The organism is Arthrospiribacter ruber (assembly GCF_019343195.1).
GTDB lineage: Bacteria > Bacteroidota > Bacteroidia > Cytophagales > Cyclobacteriaceae > Arthrospiribacter > Arthrospiribacter ruber.
The window spans coordinates 34,990-58,480 of the sequence record NZ_RPHB01000002.1 but is presented as its reverse complement, the minus strand read 5'-3'; the positions used below and the strand labels follow the sequence as shown (position 1 = coordinate 58,480).

Here is a 23,491-nt window from a genome sequence, read left to right as displayed (position 1 = left end):
CAAGAGTCAGGCTTTTTGGGCCTGTACTCTTGTTAATTATGATGGTGATAAATGGATGTGAATCAGTTGCTGAGCATCCTATAGTTGACGCGTACAAGTTTGAGAAACCAGCACATTTCCCTGAACCGACTTACACCTTCAGAAATAATCAGGTCAATGAAAAAGGGTTTAAACTTGGAAGAAGGTTGTTTAATGATCCTTCTCTTTCCCGGGATGGTTCCATATCCTGTTCCTCCTGTCATGTTCAGAGCCATGCATTTGCGGATATCATGCTGCATCCATTCAGCTTCGGTGTGGAGGATAGAGAAGGAAAAAGAAATGCACCTCCTTTATTCAATCTGGCATTCCAAAAGGAGTTCTTCTGGGATGGTGGAGTGACCCATCTGGACTTTGCACCCATTTTGGCCTTTGAATCAGAAATCGAAATGGATCTCAGCTTTGAGGAAGTAGTGGCGAGGATTAGCAGAAGTGCGGATTATCCGGCTTTGTTCAAGGATGCCTTTGGCATTGAGGAAGTAACTGGGCCCTATGTGTTGCATGCCCTGAGTCAGTTTATGCTAATGATGCTGTCTGCTGACTCCAAGTATGACAGGTATGTGCAAGGTGATCATCAGGCCCTTAACTCCTTGGAGTTAAAAGGCCTCGAGCTCTTTCGACAACACTGTGAAAGCTGTCATCAAGAGCCCTTGTTTACAGACCTGAGTTACAGAAACAATGGCGTGCAACGCAATATTACAGATCTGGGAAGGGAAACCGTCACAGAAGTACCACAGGACCGGGCCAAGTTCAAGGTGCCTTCCCTTCGAAACATTGAAGTGACGAGCCCCTATATGCACAATGCAAGGTTTGAGACCCTACAGCAGGTCTTGGACCATTATACTGAAGGAGTGGCAGAACAGGTCAGTATTGACCCGAAGGTGTTTGCTTCAGGAAAACCTGTCATTTCATTGAATGCTGAGGAAAAGGAACAGATCATCGCTTTTCTGAAAACCTTGACCGATCCTGGATTTCTTACTAACCCTATTTTCTTCAATTCCAATGACTAAATATCTCAAAGTAATAGCTATTCTTTTTGTCCCGATGTTTTTCTTCCCTCAGCAATCCAAAGCCTGTGAAGCCTGTGGCTGTGCTTTGGGAGGATTTAATTTTGGGATCATTCCCCAAAATGAAGCCCACTTTATAGGCGTCAAATACTCCCAAGCGCATTTCTATGCAGAAATGTGGCATGCTGGTCAGCTGGAGTATTCCAACGACCGCTACCAACGATTGGATATCATGGGAAGAGTGGCATTGAAGGAGAGGTTACAGCTCAATGTCGTCCTGCCTTACATGTACAATCAGATGAAAGGAAGTCATGAAAATGAAACCTTGAACGGATTTGGTGATCCGTTGATGTTGTTGAATTACAAAGTATTGGACCAGAAGGGAAACCCCATGGAGTCATGGCTGCATAATCTTTGGATCGGTGCTGGCCTCAAAGCACCTCTGGCCGATTTTGAATACTCCAATACCGTTCAGTTGATCAATCCAAATTTTCAGTTGGGAAGTGGGTCTTGGGACTTCATCTCCATGGCAAACTATACCACGATGAAAAACCGCTGGGGTTTCAATGTGGAAGGGGTTTATAAATTCAACACCGCCAATGCCATTGATTACAGGTTTGGCAATCAGTACAATGTACAGGGCAGTATATTTTACAAGCCAAGAGCAGAAAAAGTAATTCCCATTCCTATGCTTGGAATATACCATGAAAAGGCCGGGATGCATACTTTTGAAGGCTTCTATCAAGTCAACAGTGGAGGACATTATACTTTTGGACAAGCCGGAATTCAGCTTCAGTTCAGCAAAATGATGCTCCATGCCAACTACCAACTCCCCATCAGCCAAAGTTTCAATAGTGATGATCATGTACATATTGAATCCAAAGGGAGGTTTTCAGTGACTATGATTGCGTTTATTGGTAAGGTTGATAAGAAAAGTGTATTCAGCTTTTCAAATGAATAAAAAAAATATAAATAAAAAATAAAATGGCAATAAATTTTGCCAAATAAATCAATAGAAAAATAGAAAATTTCAAATTTAATAACAAAAAAATATGAAAACGAATATATTAATTTCAGTCTTAATAATTCTTTTGTTATCTGCATGTGTTGAAACTCAATATGTAGAGATTGAAGGTCCAGCAGCAATTGTAGAAGGGAAAGTCAGCATTACCTTTGATGCACGCTATGGAGATGCCAATTTTGAATTGAACAAACCATTTCCTTATAAACTGAACAATGAATCAGGGGAATTTGATTTGGAATATGAATTTACCAGGTTAAGATATTGGGTAAGTAACGTAAGCTTCATTGATGTATCCGGCGAAGAGCATTTGGTTCCGAATTCTTACTACCTTATTGAGGAAAACAATGCTATACCTGTCCAGGACGGAAGTTTCAACAAAGTATATCCTGCAAACAAAAGAGAGAAAGTTGACATTGCAAATATTCCAGCAGGTGATTATAAAGCCATCAAGTTTCATATTGGTGTTGAACCAAAATACAATGATAACCTGACATTGACAGTAGGAGAATTGAATGCCTTGAATGGAATGGCTGCTGACAACTGGATGTGGTTTACAAGCTATATTTTTACATCGGTTTCAGGAAAGATGACTTGGCTAAAAGATGAACCTGAGTCGAAGAGTTTCTATTGGGAAACAGGATCTAATGATTTTTATGGTGATAAGGTATTCGAATTTGCTGAGCCGATTACTATAAATTCTACTACTTCTTCTGAAGTGATAGTCAATTTGGATGTAAAAGGTGTGGTAGATTTCGAGCTTCCATGGGTTAATACTGTCATCGGAGCCACTAGTCCAGATCTTATGGAGGAGTTGACAAACAATTACTTTAATTCCTTTGAATTGAAATCAGCTACCTCTACTTCGGGTAATTAATGTAAAATGTGAAAATGGTGGAGAAAAGTTTCCCAAAGAGATTTTTTTCATTTGTTTTGATCACAGGAGCTATATTGAGCTCCTGTGATTTTCAAATTGAAGAACCAGAACTACCTCAGCCTGGCCCGACTTTCATCAATATGAAGGTTCCAGAGGGATTCCCTACTCCGGTATTTCAAGAATCCAATCCTTTGACAAAAGAAGGGGTGGAACTGGGTAGAAGATTGTTCTACGACCCCAACATTTCGGCCAATGGAAAGGTATCATGCGCCAGTTGTCATTCACAGCATTTGGCATTCTCTGATGGTGTAGCTTTGGGCAATCACGGAGTCTCAGGTAACACGCTAGAAAGGCACTCACCAACCCTTTTCAATATGGTCTGGATGAACAATGGCTTATTTTGGGATGGAGGTTCAAAAAACCTGGAATCGCAGGCTTTCGGACCATTGACACATGCTGATGAAATGGGAATGTCTTTACAGGGTTTGGATGCTAAAATATCCTCAAACCCAGATTATGTAGAGATCTTTTTCGAAGCCTATGAAGATGGGCCAACAGTTCAAAATGTTGCTAAAGCATTGGCATTGTTTCAGAAAACACTTGTATCTGCGGGCTCCAAGTATGATCGTTATTTCAGACAGGAAGAAAATGTAAGACTGAGCAGCCTAGAATTGAAAGGATTGGAATTAGTCAGGAACAATTGCTCCCCTTGTCACTCTGGGGAACTCTTTACAGATAACCAATTCCACAACAATGGATTGGATGATGATTTTTCAGATTTATCGCATGAAAAAATATTCTTGGGAAGGTATCGAATCACCTTCAGAGATGAAGATATGGGAGCATATAAGACACCCTCTCTTAGAAATGTTGCGATCACTGCTCCCTACATGCACGACGGTCGATTTGGCAATCTGGGGCAAGTGCTCGATCACTACAGCGATGGGATCAAGGATACTCCTTATACAAGCCGGATGCTTTATAGTGAACAACCAAAGCCTGGAATTTCATTGACTTATGATGATAAAATAGCCATCATAGCATTTTTGAAAACACTGACAGATTTGGAATTTATAGAAAATCCAGAGTTTTCAAAACCTTATGAGTAGTTAGTCTTATTTTGTTGAAAAGCTTTGGGCGTATTGCTTGTTAGGTTTGGCTGTGTATATCAAAAATTCATAAAACCTGTCATTTTCTTTTACTCTTTTAAATCAAAATTTGCATGAAAAAATACTTATTGATCCTTTGCCTACTTCATAGCTTATGGAGTTGTTCAACCAAATTGGAAGATGGAAAATCAGCTTCTTTTGACCATGCGTCTGCTATCATGGAATCATTAGAAAAATCCAAAGCTTATACTTATGCTATTTTGGAACAGATGCCAGATAGCCTGTACAGCTATAGACCAACACCGGAATTAATGACATTCTCGGAACACTATGTGCACAACGCCATCTTTACCTGTAATCAATTGGCAAACCGCCTCAATCTGGAAAATCCTTACAAGGATTTCAAAAGGGATCGTGATTTCAATAAGAAAGAGACAATTGCCGAAGTGGATCGCATGTATGCCTTTATGACCCAATCATTGGAATCAATGACTTCCGAAGACTTAGAAAAAGAGATCGAGTTCGGAAAGGAAGCCATTTCTGCCTGGAGACTTTTCAATATTGTCGAAAACCATAACAATCACCACAGAGGATACTCTTTGGTATATCTTCGGATGAATGGGATTGTTCCAAAAGGTTATTTTGGGTGGTAAATGCTTCTATTTAAAAATCCGATGTGATCATTGTTAAGTCAGGATAGCAACAAATTTATCGGTGAATTCAAACTAACACTTTCTACCATAATCATGATAAATCTCAGGATGATTGAATTCCAAAGTTAATTTTAATAATATTGTCATCCTAAAATGAGAATAAAATGGATGTGTTTAGAAGTTCGGAACAAGGGATGAAATGCTTTGCAAGGTTGGTTCTTGTTTATTTGTTTTCCATCAGCAGTGCTCTCGGTCAAGTTGATAGTCTAAAAACAATAGAGTTAAAAGAAATTGGGATTTTTGGATTTAAAGAACTTCCCACAGTTGGAACTCTGTCTGACCGATCTTTTCTCATGCCCATCGGCGGTAGAAAAACAGAGGTGATTTCTATCGTTGATCTTCCTGCCAATATTGCCGAAAAGACCGGAAGACAGATTTTTGCCCAAGTTCCTGGAGCTTTTGTCTATGACATGGATGGGGCAGGCAATCAGGTTAACCTTTCTTTGAGAGGATTGGATGCCCACAGAAGCTGGGAATTCAATGTGCGCCAAAACAACATCATTACCAACACAGATATTTATGGCTATCCTGCTTCCCATTATTCCACCCCAATGGAAGCAGTGGAAAGAGTAGAACTGATCAGAGGGACAGGAGCCTTGCAATATGGACAACAGTTTGGTGGGATGCTCAATTATGTGCTCAAGTCGGCTGATACAACAAAAGTGTTTGGATTTGAAAACATGACCTCTGTCGGTTCTTTTGGTCTTTTTTCTTCTTTCAACTCACTGGGAGGAAAAACCGGGAAGTGGACATATTATGCGTACTACCAAAAAAGGATATCCAGTGGATACAGAGACAATGCCCGATCAGATTCAGATGCCCAGCATTTTTCTTTGGCCTATGCTGCAAATGCTGGTCTGAACATCAAAGCTGAACTTTCCAGAAGCACGTACCTGTATCAGATTCCGGGGCCATTAAATGATCAGATGTTTAAGGAAAACCCGAGGCAGTCCACCCGGTTCCGGAATTTTTACACCCCCGAAATATGGGTGCCTGCTGTGACAGTAGATTGGACAATAAACCCAAATACCCAACTCCAATGGGTAAGTTCCATGATTTTGGGGTCTAGAAGTTCTGTGGAATTTCCCGGTAATGCACTAGCCATTGATGACATCCGTCCCGAAACCAATGAATTTGCTCCAAGAAATGTAGCTATACATTATTACAACAGCAGAACTTCTGAAGTGAGGCTTCTGCACCAATACCAATTGGGGGGATTTAATAATGACCTGAGTGCTTCTATTAGGTATTTCAACAATATCAACGACAGGAACCAAAGGGGGCAGGGAAGTACGAACACACTATTTGATTTATCGGTACAGGGCGATTTCGAAAGGGAACTTTCCCTGCACAGCCAAAGCCTTGCTTTTGCACTGGAAAACCAAATTTACCTAAGAGATAACCTGAGCATTTCTCCTGGATTGAGGTATGAAAAAGGAAGTTCAATCATGACGGGAAGGATTGATTATCTGGAAGGAAGAGATGTTCCGCAGGAAATTCCCTACAATTTTCTGACTTTTGGGATACATGGACAATGGTTTAAGGAAAATGGTCTCCGGGTTTTTGGAGGAGTCTCACAAGCCAATAGGCCAATACTTTTTCAGGATTTGGTTCCCGGTGATCCATTTGCCCGTATTGCAGAAAACTTGGAGCATTCTTTTGGCTACAATGCAGAAATAGGGATTGAAAATAGAAAGCATCCTCTGCTCCAATACAACCTGACATTTTTCAGAACATTCGTAGGCAATCGCGTTGGGAACCTAATTGATGTTGTGGATGGTCAGACTTTTGTCACCAAAAGTAACATTGGAGATAGTAGGACAAATGGGATAGAATTGTGGCTCAACAGTGTTTTATACAACAGCCATAAGTCAAAGTTTTCCATTTTCAATGCTTCTTCTTTGATGGATGGGCAGTACGTTGCAGGAAGCATAAGAAGTGGAACAGAAAACATCTCTATTGTAGGGAACAGCATAGAATCAGTACCTGCATGGATAGTCCGTAGCGGACTGAGCCTGGAAATCGGTAAATTCAAATCGCTTTTTCAGCACCAATTTGTGAGTGAGTCCTTTGCAGATCCTTTGAATACCCTTATTCCTTCTCCCGACGGAGCTTTGGGTTTGGTACCGGAATATCATGTTTTTGATTGGAACAGTAGCTTTACCTTATCAGAGCGGTATGTGTTTAGATTAGGGATTAACAATTTATTGAACAGACAATACTTCACCAAACGACCAACCATGTATCCTGGAGCGGGTGTTTGGCCTTCGGATGGAAGAGGACTGGTGGTTTCCGTCAATTTTAAAATCTAAGCTGATTTTTGTTTGAAACACATTGTACCTTCAAATAAAATAGATTAAGTAGGGCTTGCTGAAAAAGTCTCAGGTATGCCAGATTCAAAGCGGGCGAATGAAGATGTATGCTTATACTTCGAGTGAGCCCAATGAAGAAGATGGTATGCCTGAGACTAGCCTTAAAATTTCGAATTTTGAAATTTTAAGGAGCACGGAAATCATTTATATCATTGAATAAGCGTGCACCTGCTTAAAAAGAAAATACTTGACAAACGGGGTATTCATCAAAATTTAAAGCATTTATTCTCCTGTTGGCGTTTTTCAGCACGCCCTAAGTAGGATAGATCTTTATATATCCAGCTCTCTTTTGGCATCACCGATGGTATCCTCATGGACGCATACACACCTCTTCATGGGGTATGGAATGGTCTCCCTTTCAGGCTACTCATTGATTCGGGTAGCTATAGAAATTACTGAAGCTATGCTAAAAGACTGTTTGTAGAAAAAAATATTTATGAGAATAATCCTTGGAGTTTATTTGGGTACCACTGGAAAGGTCTCAATGTTTCATTGGCAGAGATCTTTTAAGTGAAGTGTTCCATCTTTGATAAGGTATGAACTAAATCAACATTTACCCGTGCGGATTGCCCCATCAACATTGATATGCTGATAGACCATATCAATATTCCCTGCTTCACCTTACTTTCCTGAAATTTGTCCTTTGACTTTTTCCCCTCCTTCATATTCTTCACTGATCATATCGCCAATCCTGGCGATAATAAAAAGTGGTTGAAGCGGACGATTCTCCGTTTTTGCTGTTTTCAACAGCTTTGAATCTAGTAAGTCTTAACTATTCATACTTTAATAATTTTACCGGATTGACCAGGGATGCTTTGAGGATATTACCACCGATGGTTAGTGCCGAAACCAATACGATCAATCCAATAGGAAGTAAGTAAATCCACCAGGAAATTGCCGCTTTGTAAGGGTAATTTTCGAGCCATATCTCCAATACTGTTTTGATGATAGGTACAGAGATCAAGCCTGCAATTAAAATCAAAAGCAGAAAATTCTTTGAGAGTAAAACCAACAACTGAGAGGTAGACGCTCCCATGACTTTCCTTAAGCCAACTTCTTTGGTTCTCTGCTCCACTGTTAAAGTAGCAATGGCGAACAGACCTGAACAAGCAACCAGTATGGCCAGTCCGGTGAACAGGGCAAGTACAAGACCGAAGTCATGATCCGATTTGTAGTGATTTTCAAACAATTCGTCCAAGAAGAAATAATCAAAAGGGATATCGGGGAAGTTGGACATCCAGGCATTTTTTGCCATTTGGATCATCTGATTTTCTGTAAAATTGTTGGACTCTGCAAATTTAATGGTGGCATATCTAAATGGGAAAAAGGTGGGCGTGTAGGCTATCGGGTAATTCTCTTTTTTGTAGGCAGTGGCCCTTAAATCTACCACACCGATGATCTTTGCTTTGTTCTGAGCCTGGTTCCCCCAGATTACTTCCTGGCCCAATGCTTCGTCCGGACTTTCATAGCCCAGGGTTTTTATGGCCTCCATATTCAAAATCAGGGTAGATTGATTGTCTTTGCCTTCTATAAAGTTTCTTCCTGCCAGGAGATTTACAGATAGGGCAGGAATGAAGTCGAAGTCTACCCTGGTAAGGTATAGTGCGGCCAATTCTTCCTTGTTTTTCGAATGCCTGAAATGAGGAATTATGGATTGGTGTTCCTTCCCAGGGATTTCAAAAGAAGCAGTAACTGCTGCTATGCTTTCATAATTTCTTAATGAATTCCTAAAGGTATTCAGATTGTCCAAAAATACAGAATCCGATCCTGGAGGTCCAAAAGTAGCTTTTGTATTGATGACCAAAGTATTTTCAATATTCAGCCCCAGACTTTTATCTTTCATGAAACTCAGTTGCTTGTAGGCCATGGAAGAGGCTCCGATCAATGATATCGATATGACGAACTGAAAGACGACCAAACCATACCTGATTATTGAGGAAGTGTTACCGGGTACCCTGGACTGATTGCCTTTAAGTATGATTGCGGGCCTGAAGGAAGACATTATACGTGCCGGATAAATGCTGGCGGCAACACCTCCCAACATGATCATAAACAAAAGGATGGTCCAAAATCCGGCCTTGTTGAGAAATGAATTTACCAGATCAATGCCTAAAAGAGGGCTAATTATTGGATTGAAAAGGGATATCAGTAAGAATGCTGTAAGGACAGAAATAAAGTTCAATAGACAGGACTCTAGAAGAAATTGAAAGAAAATTTCTTTTTTCCCTGAACCTATAACTTTTCTGATACCTATTTCTTTGAATCTCTCGAAAGACCTTGAAGTAGATAGATTTATGAAGTTTATCCATGCAATCAACAAGACGAAAATAGCTAAAGCCAATAGTGTGAAGACAATTTTTTGATCACCGTTTGGTTTTAACTCAGCTAAAAGATTGGATTTTAAATGTATGTCAGGTAAAGGCTGAAGGGAAAGTACCGAACTGACTTGCTCATTTAACTGGCCAGATTTATATTTTTCTACCAATCCCGGAAATTTATTTTCCAATGTCCCGGGATCGGATCCCGGATGCAGCAGTAAGTAGGTGTAAAATCCATCCCAGCGCCAATTGTTTTCATCCCCACCATTGGCCTCATCGGTTACTTTCTGCCAGGCAAAAATGAAATCCATACTTACATGTGAGTTGGAGGGAAAGTCTTCAAAAACTCCGATTATTTCATGGTCCTCAACATAATTATGGCTAATGAATTTCCCTACAGCTGATTCTTCTCCAAAATACCTGCTGGCAACAGATTTGGAAATCAACACTGATTTTTCAGGTATGCTTTTGATTTCTTTTTGTCCTTCTATTATAGGTAAGGTAAATATTTTAAAAAAATCACCTTTTGCATGGTAAACTTCCTCTTCTGAAAAGCTGACTAATTCCCCCTTTTCTGTTTTGTGCCTCATGGTAATATCCGATTCGGCGCTGATTCGGAATAAGGTGGTGTAGGCTTCCACCTCAACAAATTCATTCATCATTGCTTCTCCTGTAGGAATAAAAGTCTGGGCTTTTTGATATTGTAGCTCTCCATCAAAGTACCTGTCATGCTGAACCCGGTAGATACGATCTGCATTTTCATGAAACCTGTCATAACTCAACTCATAATTGACATACTGAAAAATTATCAAGAATGAAGTCACACCGACAGTTAGGCCTAAAAAATTTATAGCACTGAAGATCTTGTGTTTTAGAAGGTTTCTACAGGCAATTTTAAAGTAACTTTTCAACATAGGACTGCGGACTAGGGTTAGGACTTTCGAAAATAATTAAACCTAAATGCATGCCAAATCTAAAGACACTCTTATGCCCTTAAACCTATTTTTTTCATAGATGTCTCATGATCTCCCGAACAAATTTGTCCGCAACCGAACATTGATGGGTTATGATGTTGCTTGTTTTAGTATATAGATTTGAATGGATTTTAAATTTTTGTAAAATAAAGTCCGTTCATTTATCCATGCCGGCCTCCAAATCCAAAAGGTATTTTTTTCGCCAGATCCCTCCTCCATAGCCTGTTAGCCTGCCATCACTCCCGATGACCCGATGACATGGAATAATTATGGATATTCTGTTCATCCCATTGGCACTGGCCACTGCACGGACAGCCATTGGGTCTCCCAACATTTCAGCCTGCTTTTTATAGGTAATCCCCTATCATTTATTTTAAGGTCAGGATTGCTTTCCATCTCCTTTAAAAGTTTTCGTATTTCCAAAGGCATAGACTTTACCGGTTCCAAGGGTTTACAGACTTTGCAGGGGCAGTATCCCTTCAGCAAACAGTCCTTACTTGAAAAAAGAAATTCTACATTTTCAATCTTTGGGTATCCACCGAAAAATTGATAAGCATTTTTTTAAAGATACCTGGATTCATCAATTTTTTGTCGGGAGCCTAAAAAATGTGGCCAAGCTAAAAGATATATTCTTGATAAAAATGCAAAAAAGTCTTCCGTAACTGGGAAAAAGATGGTTTATTTGCAACAATGTTGCATTTATAGAATTCGGTTTGATCCCTTTTCAGATACCTGGAAAATAAATTGAATTCTGGAAATATGAAAGCAACAATTATTAATGGATTCGCCTATCCTTTATGGTTACCTGTCAGCTTTACTGAAAAATACATTTTGTTATCGATTATCTCATGCTTTTATTCATCCTTGGTTTGGTTCACTGCATTAATTTACAGAACTCTTCTTCAGACCTTAAGCTATCTATTTTTGATAGCAATAATGAGCCAATAACCGGTGCTTTAATACAGATTGAGCCGGATGGGGTATTTCAGATTAGCAATATTGAAGGACAGGCAACCTTTTCCCTGCTCTCCCATGGTCAGAAAAAAATAATCATATCAATGATGGGATATGAGCGTCTCGTTACCACATTGAATGTATTTGAACCTGACATTGATCATTCATTAGTTCTTAAAGAAAGAAGCTTGGAACTCAATGAAGTTACTGTTATATCCAAGGAAAATGTTCATGGGTTGGCAACGGCATCAGTGATAGTGAGGGATGCTATAGCACATGTTCAACCCAATAGTTTAAGAGATGTACTTCAGTTGATTCCCGGTCAGTTAGCAATTAATCCAAATGTCAATACGCCACAACAGATTCTTTTACGGCAGGTTTCGACCAATGGAGCAGGTAATGCTGTTGCACAAATGGGTACTGCCATAGTGATGGACGGCAGCCCGCTGTCAAATGATGCCAATCTTCAAAACAATGTAAATATTCTCAATAGTAGTCCCAACACCGCTCCTCCATTTCAATCAGTTGCCAACCAAGGTTTTGATTTAAGACAGATCCCTGCTGATCAGATAGAATCAGTGGAAGTTTTGAGAGGGGTAGGCTCTGCAAGGCATGGAAACTTCACAGCAGGAGCAGTGATCGTGCAGACCCGAATTGGTGCTTTCAGACCAAGCCTTAACCTGAGGGCAAATCCCAATGCCCTTCAGGTATCCGGTGGTGCAGGCTTTGAATGGAGTAAATCCCATGCTTTCAGTATTGATTTGGATGCTATGGATTCCAGACCCGACCCAAGGGATGTCTTCAACAGGTTTGTTCGCCGTCAGGGAACTCTGGGACATCAATGGACAGGACTTAATGGTGATCTGATCATTAGAAACAGGGCTACTTTTGGCATCAATACTGCATCCAGGGCCATGCAGGCAGATAGGGATCCCTCTCAACGCAGTTGGGAATCTTCCGATTATATGCTTCGGTGGAACAGCCATTTTATTTTACAAAACCAAAGCTGGTTCGATAGACTGGAAGGGACAATTTCTTTGACCCAAAACCGGCAAAGGTCTTTTTTTACAGAATTTATAACTACCAGTGTCGGCCCTAGGCCCACTTTGATGGTAGACTCTACTGCTGTGGTCCCCTTCGGCCCTGCCCGTTATTTTAATATGACCACGGTGGAAGGAAACCCCTTTAACTACTATCACAGGCTGGAGCTTTTTAAAAGTGTCAAGTCTGGGGACATTTCGCATAAGTTGGTGATGGGTACAGAGTACCGATATGATGTAAATTCGGGCTTAGGCAGGCAGTTTGACCTGCAAACACCTCCAAGACAAAACTATAATGCCGGTGATAGGCCCAGAACCTTTGATGAAATTCCGGGATTGAATCAATTTTCCGCTTATGTTGAGGATCGCTTTTATTTGCGTCTTGGCCAGAATATCTGGTCCTGGCAGCTTGGCCTAAGGACTGACCATTACTTTCTTTCCGGCCCTGAACAAAGAGTCATCGGAACAGATTGGCAGCCCAGGATCCAAACCTCCTTTTCTCTTAGCCAAAACCACCGAATCCGCTTGGCCTATGGTATTCACTCCAAAATCCCAGGGCTGAACTTCTTATCCCCAGGCCCCAGATTTATTGACATGATCAACTTCAACTACTTTGCTCCCAATCCCGAAGAACGGTTGTTGGTCGTAACCACTAGAAAAATAACACCCGAAACCGAAAGGTTAACAAGTTTTAGGTCTGATAAATTTGAAGTGAGTTTGGACGGTGAACTGGGAGCCGTCAGGTATACCGTCAATGGGTTTATTGAAAATACCAAGGGTGGCCCCAGCTTTGTTCGCCAACCTTTTATTGCGCACCGGGGAGTGTTTGGTATTGTAGAAACCAGAAATGGACTGCCTCCTATAATCACTGATCAGCCAGTCCGGTATGACACTTTATTCCTGGCATACGATGCCCCTTTCAACAATAGAGGCCTGGAAAATAAGGGAATTGAGTTTGCATTGGATTTCCCCGAAATTCAATCCCTGAACACTTCCCTATCGTTCAACGGGGCTTTGATACAGACAAGAAGTTTTGTTGAAGGGAAAGAAGTCAATCCCAATTTTATTTTTCGACAGGTTAACTCACCTTTTGTCCCGTTCTTTCAGGCAGGGCAGGGCAACTCCGGTACGCAACTTAATACCTCTTTGAGATTGATCCATCACATTCCAAAAGCAGGTATAGTCATTTCTACTCTTTCACAGGTAATATGGCAGCAGAGCGACCAGCTCACAGGTTTCGATCCATTTCCTACGGCTTTGCTAAATCGAAGGGGAGAAATTTTGAGACTTTCCGAGGAAGAATCCAGACAGGAAGCGCTTATGGAATATAGAAACTTGCTGTCGGATGAACAATTGAAAACGGTCAACAGACCTCCCTTACTGTTGATTAATTTCAGAATGAACAAAGAGTTTAACCAAGGAAGGGGCTTTGCATTTTTTGTCAACAACCTGTTCAACCATAGACCATTATTTCAAGACCCAAGGACAGAAGCATTTGTACAACGGAACCTAAGCCTATTCTTTGGGGCAGAGGTTTTCTATAGACTTTAGTTTGAATTACCCAAGCGTAAATAATTAAATAATTCTAAAACAAATTAATCGATTAAATGAAAACATCAACCAGATTACTCCCACTGCTCGCCTTGTTAATCATAATGGCCTGTAATAATGAAGACGAACCAAGGCTTCAGCGCTTTGATGCTTCCTTTCAGATTTTGTTTCCTGAAGACTTCCTGGAAGAGAATGCTTCTGAAGTTGCTTTCTCACTGACCAACCTTTCTTCCGGACAGGTAATTGAGGAAACATCAGGAGCAAACGGTGAAGTGAACATCGAAAATATAGTTCCGGGGCTTTATAGGCTACAGGCTACCCGGGTCCTGAGTGAAGAAGAGGCTGCTGTCATTGTCGGTTCCCCTATAAATATAAACCTGAACTATGTAGACAATAATTTATTGCTCAATCCAACCATAGCGGCATCACCTGTACAGATCCGTTTGGAGGGATCTATTGCCGGTAATCTGGTGATCAGTCAGGTTTATTATGCAGGTTCAGCGACACCTGAAGGCTCCAATTATTTCTTTGACCAGTTCTTTGAAATCTACAACAACACCAGTGAGCCTATCATTCTGGATGGTTTGATTTTGTCCAATGTGCATGGCCCATCCGGTCAAATCAACCCAAATACCATTCCTACGCCTTTCGCTGAAGATCAATCTAATGTGTATGTCACCACGGCATGGAGAATTCCCGGAAATGGCAATACGAATGTTTTGGCACCATTTTCTGCCATCACCATAGCACAACAAGGAATCAATCACCGTGCCTCAGAGGCAAATCCAAACAGTCCCGTAGACCTTAGCCAAGCAGATTTTGAGCTATTTGTGGTAGGATCTGAACGGGATGTGGATGCACCCAATGTCACGAATATGGAAATGCTGTACCATCCTTTTAACAGTACCTTCTCTTTGGTTCCTGTATTTGGACCTGGTACAATCATTTGGAGAACTGAGGATTTTGATGCTTTAGAGCAGGTTCCCGTGCCAGGAGCAAACCCCGATTCCCCTCCCGTGGTAAAAGTTCCAAATAATTTGGTCATAGACGCGGTAGAGGCTTTAAGAAGCGAATCTGACGGAAGCTTTAAAAGGATTCCTGTGAGTTTGGATGCAGGATTTTCTTTTGTCAATGATATTTATTCTGCGGAGTCCATCATAAGAAAAACCAGAACTGTAGATGGTAACATGATCTATGAGGACACGAATAACAGTACAAACGATTTTGTGATTAATCCTGATCCATCTCCTGCTGACCGTTAAGATATGATGGTATGAAAATGATAAGCAGCATCCATGTGTTTGTAGTATTTGGAATGTGTTTTTTGCCTGGTTCATTGATGGCTAAGGGGGCAGATAGCCTGTTGCGGCAAGATGAACAAGCTAAGAAATTCCATCCTGTACAGTATTTCCTGCGTCAGGATATATTCTGGCATGCTGCTTATCCTTTTTTAATGGATCAAGAGAAGGCTGAATTTTACAGAGCTTCTCTGAATTATTCCAGTGGTGAAGGAAACCTGGTGGCTTCCTTGATGCCGGAATCTTTTAGAAACATTCACTTTTATTCCCAATCCGGAAAGCAGCTGGGAAATTGGTCTTTTCAGGGAGATTTTCAATATACAAGAGAATTAGAGCAAGTAAGGCCTTTTCTGATGCAGAGTATGGAAACTTCCCTACATCCTTATCTTTTGGCACAAGAGCAGACTTCCCCCTGGTCCGGAGATAAAGTAAGGATCAGCCTTTCCGGAAATTCCGCCCGTTACCTGCAAGAAAAACTGGGCAATTTCTTCCGTGTCAATTATCAGGTGGAAACTTTTGCAATGGATGCAGAACCAAGACCATTGTATAACAAAAACCGCTATGAAGTTCAGGTTGGGCAAAGTATTCGACCTCACCGAAGTACAGAGCTTGGAGCTGCCGCTACATTTTCAAGGAGCAATGAGGAAAATCAGATAGGGGCATTTGCTGTGCAGGAGTTTTCCCTCATTTTTATGAGAGGCTTAAACACTTTTTCCAGAAATGCATTCCAGAGTTTTACAAGAAACCAATTTATTGAAGAGTCGGCTTTTCAACTGTACGGCAGACATACTTTTGCCAACAAGACCTCGGTATTCCTTCAGTTTTCCAATGGGATACTCAGTGCAAATTTGAGGGATGGAATAGCTTTTCCTGTGGATGCCGGAAGTTCAAGGGCCGGTAAATTCTCCATGGAATCGGGTTTGTTTATTCCACTTGAACAAGGGGATTATCAACAGCATTTCTCCTGGGAAATTTTGAACGGAACAAGCATGGATCCTGTATTTGAGGCTGTCAATTTCTTGTACCGTACCCAAAGAATTGAAGGAGTCCATACTTTTAATGTTTACCGATCCAATAGCATATGGGAATTGCGCTGGGCATCTATTAAGCAGCGCGATGAGGATTTTGCAGCTGAAAGCCTCAGGAGTTTTTCGAGTTTGTATCTGCTTGCTTCTAATTCCTTTGCCCTCATTGATAGAAAGCATTTCAGTATTTTCCTAAGGCCGGGCTTGGGAGTATTTATGCCTCAACCCGGCATATTTCCGGAACTATCAGATGGCATCAGCCAAATGATGCACGGTCCGGACCGCCAATTTTACCAAAGTAATCATTTGGAGGCAAAGTTGTCCTCCTGGTTTTTACTGCGCTCACCAAAGGAGTCTGTCAAATTGGGTTTTGATTACACGCTGAAATCTCAAAATATTCAGCAATTCTCAATATTTCAACTTAATCTTTCTTTGATAATATAGCCTGTTCACTATGAAAATTATACTTAAAACCTTAAGAAGGTCATCCTTTTTACTATCGGTCTTTCTTTTCTCCTTTGGGCAGGTCCTGGCTCAGGCAGACCATGGAATGCTTCAGCTAGCTGACTCCATAGCCAAGGAAACACTTGAAAAGGAAGGGCTTTTCACAGTTTTTGGAGGACTCAAGCCCATTAGTACGGTTGAACATTTTAAATTTCCCATTGATACAGTTACCAAAGTCCTTTTAGAAGTAGATGTGGCCGCAACTCAGATCCAGCTGCTTCAAGAAAGCCTGGAGGAATTATCAAATGAAAATATAGGCTTTGCAATCATACCTTTTAAGGCAATATCGGGTGAGGAAAGAATATTTCAGTTGCTCGTATATAATAAGGCCAGCTTACAAAATACGATTGAAAAATACGCTGACTTTTTCCTGAAAAGAGGTATTGTGGCAGCCAGTGATCCCCAGGCTATATTGGTGATGTATGAGTTTGAGGAAATAATGGACCGATTCCGTGCATATGGATATTTGTTTGGTTATCCTCAGCATGCTGTTGATTTTTTTGTTGAAGCCGCTATTCATAAAGAAAATACAGGAGAATTTGTCAAGAGAAGCTTTTTTCAGATTCCTGTTGCCAGTTCAGAAACAGGGAGATTTGTTTATGCATTACCGGAAAACCAGGAACCTTTGACAAGTGATATGGAATTGAAGCAAAAAGCCGGGGAAGTTCTTGAAACCTATAAACGTATCCGGGATGAATTTTTGAAAGACAATAAGGGTTATTCTTTCCTGGAATTGTTTCAGTTTATCCGGGATAATTTCGCAGAGTGTAGGTGTATAGAAGAAAAGTCTTTAAAATTCAGTAAATATATTGACTAGGTTATGATTTTTAACGATAGAGGCTTCTGTGTACTTTCCTGCTAAGTTCTTTCCGGCTACAACAAAATGAGGCCGATTTTAGCAAAATCGGCCTCTATTGCTGCAAGAAACTATTCCTTATGGTTTTTTTAATTCCATTTTCAGGTTATTGCTTTTGGCTATCCATCATTCTTCTTCCAGGCTATCCAAATAATCCTGTGAAACAAAGTTATATACCAACATAGCGGCACCGTCACAATCGTCTCTTCTCAAAACACCCAGTTGCATGGCGTTTTCGGTAAGGGAGAAGATTCTCGTATTTCCCCAATTGTTGACACAGTCAGCATTGCCTGAATTATGCAAAATGGCCGCATCTGTGAGTGTTAAAGTTTTGTCTTCTACATTCAAAAAATAGGTACCTTCTTCTAGACCTCTGTTGGGCAGCATGTTATGGTTGACCTGTACATAGGGTCCACCATCCAGACTGAATGTCATGGTACCATAATCACCATAGTCCATCAACCAGGTATTTTCAGCATAATCAGGCTCCCATGCCCAACAATCCTCTCCATAGCATCCCGTATCTCCGCCATCCCAGGAATCTCCTTCAAGCAAATAGCCATTGTCCGCTCCGTAAAAAAACAAAGGTCCATCAAAAAAATTGGCGTCTATATCGAGTATCCATGTTTTTTCCTCTCCAACTCCACCGGAAAGTGCAGTCCAAAGCGGATCATCCACATAATTCAGGTTATCTTCAGAGACATTTACCATAACCGGATCCAGTTCTACGATACCGCCCCCAGTGACAAATGACAACTTAATTTCATAATCTCCGGCGAATGCAAAACGGACAGTATCTTGCTGTCTGGTAGATCTGCCAATCCCATAATCCCAGATAGGAACCGTCTCTGGTGTATCATTGATTAAGATCACTGTGTTTCCTCCCGGATCCGAAGTCAGATCCTGCTCAACCCTGAAGCTTATCTGATCAGCTGTGAGCAGGCTCCCTAACTCATAGTTGTCGTCCACTACACAAGCCATAGGCAACAGAAGAATTGCTGCCAGGAATATTTTTTTTATCCTTAGTTTCATAATTAGTCTACTTAATTGTTAACAAACTTACCAACCGGGGTTTTGAACAAGAACATTATCAGAAAGAATAATCTGATTGTTAGGAATTTGTTGAAGCCCTTCTGTAGTAATGATATTGGATGGGTTGATGACTTTTGATACAGGTGATCCAGCATTCAACACTGTGCTTGACTCTCCGATCACATTGGCTGCAAAGTCCACTCCTTGACGCAATAGATCCCAATAGCGGATACCCTCCAGCGCAAATTCAAGCCTACGTTCTTCCAATAGCCTGTTTGGAGTAATTGCAAGTGAACTGAAATTCTCACCGTATGCTCTCCTTCTTACATCATCAAAATAGGTTTGTGCATTAGGGCTTCCCAACTCAGCAGCCATCAGCAACACATCTGCATACCGGATGACGAAATAATCCTGAAACTGACCAATCATATGATTCGGTGCGCCCAGATCAACCGGCAATTCAACGCCATCTTCATTAATCATCGGGGAATATTTTTTTGTATAATATCCCGTATATTCCCTCTGTCTGCTAAAGTTTGTAAAGGGAAGACCTTCTTCTTCAATGGCAATAATAGAGGCTTCTCTACGCGCATCATTTTCATTGAAGGCATTGTACAGTCTCGGGTTAACAGTGGCTCCGCCCCAACCCCGACCATAAGGGAAAAATGACTGTTCTCTGATCCCAAGCATTACCATCCAATGATTTCCATCTGTATTGCCATCATAGTCACTGGTATAGGTGTATCTGATAGAAAATATTACCTCCTCATTAAGTTCTCCGGCATAATCTTCCAAAGAGGCTGCAGGCCAAAGTTGACTAAACTCCTCCACCAGTCCATAACCACCGGATTGAATCACATCTTCCATATAGGCCAGAGCTTGTTGACCGGTAATGACTCCGGCAAGGTCAGGCTGTTGGTAGTAACCTGTATAATACAAATAAACCCTTCCGATCAAAGCATTTGCCGCCCATTTGGTGACCCTTCCAAACTCACTGCTTGGCTGGGACGTGCCCGGTATGGCTTCTAGATTTTCTGCGGCAAACTGTAAGTCTTCGGCAATAACCCTATATACCTCTTCCGGTTCGGCCTGTGGTATATTTTCAGGAGATGGTTCGGTCAATAAGGGGATATTTCCCCAAAGCCTTACCATATCAAAATAGAGGAAGGCCCTCAAAAACCGGATTTCAGATTCGTACCGCAACCTTAGAGCATCATCATCTTCCCAATCAATCTGATCCATTCTTTGTAAGAATGAATTGATCCGGAATATAGCACTGTAATATGCGGACCAGTTATCCTGAAATAGGTTTTGATCTGCGGTAGACCTGTTACGGTCAAACTCATCTAGCATCTGATAGCCAAAGCCATCTGCAGATCCCGTCCCACCAAAGGCATTGTCCGATAGTACTTCTGAAGCTACAGGGAAACTTACCCCACCAGCCCAAATTTGGTGAAGGCCTTCATAGCAACCAACCAATGCCCTGTAAGCATCATTGGTAGTCCTGTAAAAGTTTTCGTCTGTCAATTCTGTAATGGGCTCGGTATCAAGAAAATCTCCTGTACAGGAAGCTGCTGTACAACCGATCCCCAAAGCAAGTATATATGTTTTGATATTTTTCATGTCCTTTTATTTAGAATCTAATATTTGCCCCCAGCATCATAGTCCGTGGTCGAGGATAAAATCCTAAATCCACTCCCGAAGAAAAACTGCTTCCATACCCGATTTCAGGATCCATTCCTTCATATTTGGTAAAGGTGTAGAGGTTGAGCACAGAGGCATATATTCTGACTTGCCCCAGTTTTTCATTGTTGAGGATCCTGTTGAGGTCGTAACCTAAAGTGATGTTGCTGATTCTTAAAAAATCCCCATCATGTATATACAGATCTGAGAAGTTTGTCCAGTTTCTGGCATCCTCGGTTACTCTTGGCATCGTATGGGAAGAGCCCGGTCCATGCCATCTGTCCAATATGGCAGTCGTATAGTTGGCGTATGGATTGGCATGGTTACGGTAAGTCTGAACAATCTGATTGCCGGCTACCCCGTTTGCCAAAAAGTTGAAATCAAACCCCTTATAATCCGCAGAGAAGGTAAGGCCAAAGGTATACGCAGGATTTGGATCACCTAACATGACACGGTCCGAGTCATCAATAACTCCATCGCCATTGACATCTACATAACGGACATCACCTGGTTCGGCATTTGGCTGTATGATGGTCTCTCCTGATCTGTGATCCCTTACCTCTTGCTCTGACTGGAAGATACCATCCGTCTGTAATCCCCAGAAGTAACCGATAGGGAACCCATTCTGTGCACGATAAAAAGGCATCGAATTGTCAAATAACTGATTTGCCTGGCCATGGATGATACCGTCTCTTGTTGGGATATTTCCTACCCGGTTTCTGTTATAGGCTCCATTTACACCAATGCTATAATTTAATTGACCTGCCCGGTTATTATAGGATAAGGCCAACTCAACACCGGTATTTTGAACATCCCCACCATTGATAAATGGAGGTGCTGCACCAGCAGTGGATAGGATAGGGGCTTCTATCAGCCAATCCCTTGTGATTTTGTTGTACCAATCAAAATTCACTGTCAACCTGCCCTGCCATAGCTGTGCGTCTATACCGATGTTTGCCTGTTCGGAGGTTTCCCACAGCAAATCTGTATTCCCTAACCTGCTGGGATAAGCTCCCGGTACCAAACCCTCTGTTCCTTCACCAGGTCCGAAAAAATAGTTTGTATTGGAAATAGATACCGGAGCCATGAATTGAAAAAATCCAATATTCATATTACCTACCTGACCCCAACTTGCACGGAGTTTCAGGAATTCCAAGGTGTTTTCCAATGGAGCCATAAAGGGTTCGTTACTGATCACCCAACCCGCTGAAATGGAAGGGAAAAAACCAAACCGGTTACCTCTTGCAAATCGGGACGCACCATCAGCACGGTAAGTCAGATTCAGTAGATATGTTTCATTGTAATTGTAATTGATTCTTCCAAAATAAGACATCCTGTTATCTGGGTCAGCCGGTCCTCCTCCTAAATTGATGTTGGCCCCATCCACATTGGTAGTATTGGATAACCAGGCATATTTTAGGTCTTCAATGATTACATCACGGTTACTTGCAAACATGTATGAACCTTGAAACTGAAACATAGAACTTCCTACCATGGTCTCAAAGTTGTGCTTGTCATTCAGGGAGAAATTGTAGGTCAACAGGTTGTCAAACAGAACAGTTCTACCTTTTCCCATATTTTGGTGAGCACTCGAAAACAATGAAAATGCAAAGGAAGAAAGTTGATAGGTAGGGGTAAAAGATCTTCCTTCATTTGAATAATAATCCAAACCTACGCTTGTTCGGAACCGGAGATTTTTTATCGGCTCCAAAACCATGTATACATCCCCAAGAATACGCTGGTTATTGTTAAGGTTTTGGTTCTGATAATACATCAAAGCATAAGGATTGGCTTCGTTTGGATTCCAATCTGAGTTGCTGTTGTCATAAAAATTCATGTTTTCATCAAACATCGGTACTAGGGGAGAGGTATTAAAGGCACCCCTCAGGGCATTGTTATACTGATCGCCAACCCCGACACCTGAAGACTGTCTGTTCGAGATGGTAAGATTTTGTCCGATGGTCAGCACATCATTGTATAAATGATGCTCTGAATTTACGCGGATATTGTACCGCTCAAAATTTGAAAGGTCACTCCCCCCCACAATACCTTCTTGCCCGGTATATGCCAGAGAAACCGAATAGATGGAATTTTCACTTCCACCCTGCAAACCCAATACATGGTTTTGGTTTACCGCATTGTTGGCAAACATTTCGTCCAACCACATGGTACCCTGTCCAAATTCATTTAATTGATCCTGCGAAAAGTATGGACGCCCTCCTGAGTTGATGGCCGCCTCATTCATGATGGTGCCATATTCATAGGCATTGAGCATTTTCGTAGTTCTAGGTGTGTTTTGAACTCCGTAAAACATATCATATGTTACGGTAGCTCTTTCTCCTCTCCGGCCTCTGCGGGTAGTCACCAACACCACACCATTGGCAGCCTGGGAACCGTATATGGCAGCTGAGGCTGCATCCTTTAGGACATCAATCGATTCTATATCAGCTGGGTTGAGATATGAAATGTCATTGGTCAAAACCCCATCCACTACATACAGTGGTGAGGCATCTCCTATAGTGCCCAATCCTCTGATAACCACACGCATACTTTCTCCCGGCTGCCCTGAAGTGGCAGATATCTGAACTCCCGGTGCCAGACCTTGTAGGGCTTCCAGTGGTTGGGTAGTGCTCAGGCTTTTAAGTTTATCCCCATCCACCTGTACTGTTGCACCGGTGACGACTTTCTTTTTCTGTACACCGTAACCAACTACTATCACCTCTTCCAGATCACTAAGATCAGGCTCCAAGGTTACATTGATTTCACTCCTGTTGCCAACAGCTACTTCTTGCTTGATATATCCTAAAAAGGAGTAAACCAATACGGCATTTTCCTGATCTACACTTAAGTTGTAAGTACCATCAATGTCAGTTATTGTACCCTGTCCGGTTCCCCGGACGAGGATGCTCACACCGGGAATAGGCTCTCCCGTGTCACCGTCGGTGACTTGGCCTATTACATTTTGTTGAGCCATTGCTGCCGGCAGCAGCAATAGCCAAGCTAAAATACTGGCTAAAGTCTTTTTCATAGGTTCGTGTTGTGAATTTTTGGTTTATTGCTTATCATTTTGCTTTCTTTCCGCAAAATCCTGCGTTGAATTGGTCTGTTATTTTTCATGGGT

General features: G+C 41.5%; 17 protein-coding genes. 10 read left to right on the top strand and 7 right to left on the bottom strand.

The annotated features are described in order from the left end of the window. Positions 1-38: 38 nt before the first annotated feature. The 6 genes from EGN73_RS03235 to EGN73_RS03210 all read left to right on the top strand — a co-directional run bounded on the left by EGN73_RS03235 (position 39) and on the right by EGN73_RS03210 (position 7,075). Entirely contained in the window at positions 39-1,046 is a 1,008-nt protein-coding gene (locus tag EGN73_RS03235; protein WP_246611452.1) for a cytochrome-c peroxidase, read from the top strand. Beyond that, positions 1,039-2,004, top strand: a complete 966-nt coding sequence (locus tag EGN73_RS03230; RefSeq protein WP_219287047.1) for a hypothetical protein — start codon at positions 1,039-1,041, stop codon at positions 2,002-2,004. Before EGN73_RS03235 ends, EGN73_RS03230 begins: the two co-directional genes overlap by 8 nt. A 91-nt stretch (positions 2,005-2,095) precedes the next feature. Then, positions 2,096-2,941, top strand: coding sequence for an MbnP family protein (locus EGN73_RS03225; RefSeq protein ID WP_219287046.1), 846 nt, complete (start codon positions 2,096-2,098; stop codon positions 2,939-2,941). Positions 2,942-2,955: 14 nt separating this feature from the next. Continuing rightward, the gene (locus EGN73_RS03220) at positions 2,956-4,050 is read left to right on the top strand and encodes a cytochrome-c peroxidase (RefSeq protein ID WP_219287045.1); all 1,095 of its coding nucleotides are present in this window, start codon (positions 2,956-2,958) and stop codon (positions 4,048-4,050) included. 113 nt (positions 4,051-4,163) lie between these two features. After that, positions 4,164-4,703: a DinB family protein gene (locus EGN73_RS03215; protein ID WP_219287044.1), complete on the top strand. Its 540-nt coding sequence runs from the start codon at positions 4,164-4,166 to the stop codon at positions 4,701-4,703. A 164-nt stretch (positions 4,704-4,867) separates the two neighbouring features. After that, positions 4,868-7,075 carry a TonB-dependent receptor family protein gene (locus EGN73_RS03210; RefSeq protein WP_219287043.1) on the top strand — a complete coding sequence of 736 codons (2,208 nt, stop codon included), beginning with the start codon at positions 4,868-4,870 and terminating at the stop codon, positions 7,073-7,075. 681 nt (positions 7,076-7,756) lie between these two features. Here the strand turns inward: EGN73_RS03210 and EGN73_RS22645 are convergent. From EGN73_RS22645 to EGN73_RS22800, 4 genes are all read right to left on the bottom strand, one after another. After that, a complete protein-coding gene (locus EGN73_RS22645) occupies positions 7,757-7,882 on the bottom strand; it encodes a hypothetical protein (RefSeq protein ID WP_281422222.1) in 126 nt (41 codons plus the stop codon). Positions 7,883-7,907: 25 nt separating this feature from the next. Beyond that, positions 7,908-10,367: an ABC transporter permease gene (locus EGN73_RS03205; RefSeq protein ID WP_219287042.1), complete on the bottom strand. Its 2,460-nt coding sequence runs from the start codon at positions 10,365-10,367 to the stop codon at positions 7,908-7,910. A gap of 217 nt (positions 10,368-10,584) precedes the next feature. Continuing rightward, complete coding sequence (locus EGN73_RS03200; RefSeq protein WP_343207085.1) at positions 10,585-10,785, bottom strand: methylated-DNA--[protein]-cysteine S-methyltransferase; 201 nt, start codon at positions 10,783-10,785, stop codon at positions 10,585-10,587. Further along, positions 10,710-10,952 (bottom strand): Ada metal-binding domain-containing protein, encoded by a 243-nt coding sequence (locus EGN73_RS22800; protein ID WP_219287611.1) that lies wholly within the window; start codon positions 10,950-10,952, stop codon positions 10,710-10,712. The genes EGN73_RS03200 and EGN73_RS22800 overlap by 76 nt, the downstream gene beginning before the upstream one ends. Before the next feature lie 323 nt (positions 10,953-11,275). Here EGN73_RS22800 and EGN73_RS03190 point away from each other — a divergent pair, with 323 nt between their 5' ends. The 4 genes from EGN73_RS03190 to EGN73_RS03175 are packed head-to-tail and all read left to right on the top strand — an operon-like array spanning position 11,276 to position 17,616. Then, on the top strand, positions 11,276-13,972 hold the full coding sequence (locus tag EGN73_RS03190) for a TonB-dependent receptor (RefSeq protein WP_219287040.1): 2,697 nt from the start codon (positions 11,276-11,278) through the stop codon (positions 13,970-13,972). A 56-nt stretch (positions 13,973-14,028) separates the two neighbouring features. Next, a complete protein-coding gene (locus EGN73_RS03185; RefSeq protein ID WP_219287039.1) occupies positions 14,029-15,234 on the top strand; it encodes a DUF4876 domain-containing protein in 1,206 nt (401 codons plus the stop codon). 11 nt (positions 15,235-15,245) lie between these two features. Beyond that, a complete protein-coding gene (locus tag EGN73_RS03180; protein WP_219287038.1) occupies positions 15,246-16,739 on the top strand; it encodes a DUF6850 family outer membrane beta-barrel protein in 1,494 nt (497 codons plus the stop codon). Between the two features lie 10 nt (positions 16,740-16,749). Continuing rightward, positions 16,750-17,616 carry a hypothetical protein gene (locus tag EGN73_RS03175; RefSeq protein ID WP_219287037.1) on the top strand — a complete coding sequence of 289 codons (867 nt, stop codon included), beginning with the start codon at positions 16,750-16,752 and terminating at the stop codon, positions 17,614-17,616. A 165-nt stretch (positions 17,617-17,781) separates the two neighbouring features. Here the strand turns inward: EGN73_RS03175 and EGN73_RS03170 are convergent, their stop codons facing one another. From EGN73_RS03170 to EGN73_RS03160, 3 genes are read right to left on the bottom strand one after another with little or no spacing between them, the layout of a single operon-like run. Then, positions 17,782-18,687 (bottom strand): hypothetical protein, encoded by a 906-nt coding sequence (locus EGN73_RS03170; protein ID WP_219287036.1) that lies wholly within the window; start codon positions 18,685-18,687, stop codon positions 17,782-17,784. A gap of 27 nt (positions 18,688-18,714) precedes the next feature. Next, entirely contained in the window at positions 18,715-20,310 is a 1,596-nt protein-coding gene (locus tag EGN73_RS03165) for a RagB/SusD family nutrient uptake outer membrane protein (RefSeq protein ID WP_219287035.1), read from the bottom strand. A 10-nt stretch (positions 20,311-20,320) separates the two neighbouring features. Continuing rightward, positions 20,321-23,398 (bottom strand): SusC/RagA family TonB-linked outer membrane protein, encoded by a 3,078-nt coding sequence (locus EGN73_RS03160; protein WP_219287034.1) that lies wholly within the window; start codon positions 23,396-23,398, stop codon positions 20,321-20,323. Positions 23,399-23,491 lie beyond the last annotated feature (93 nt).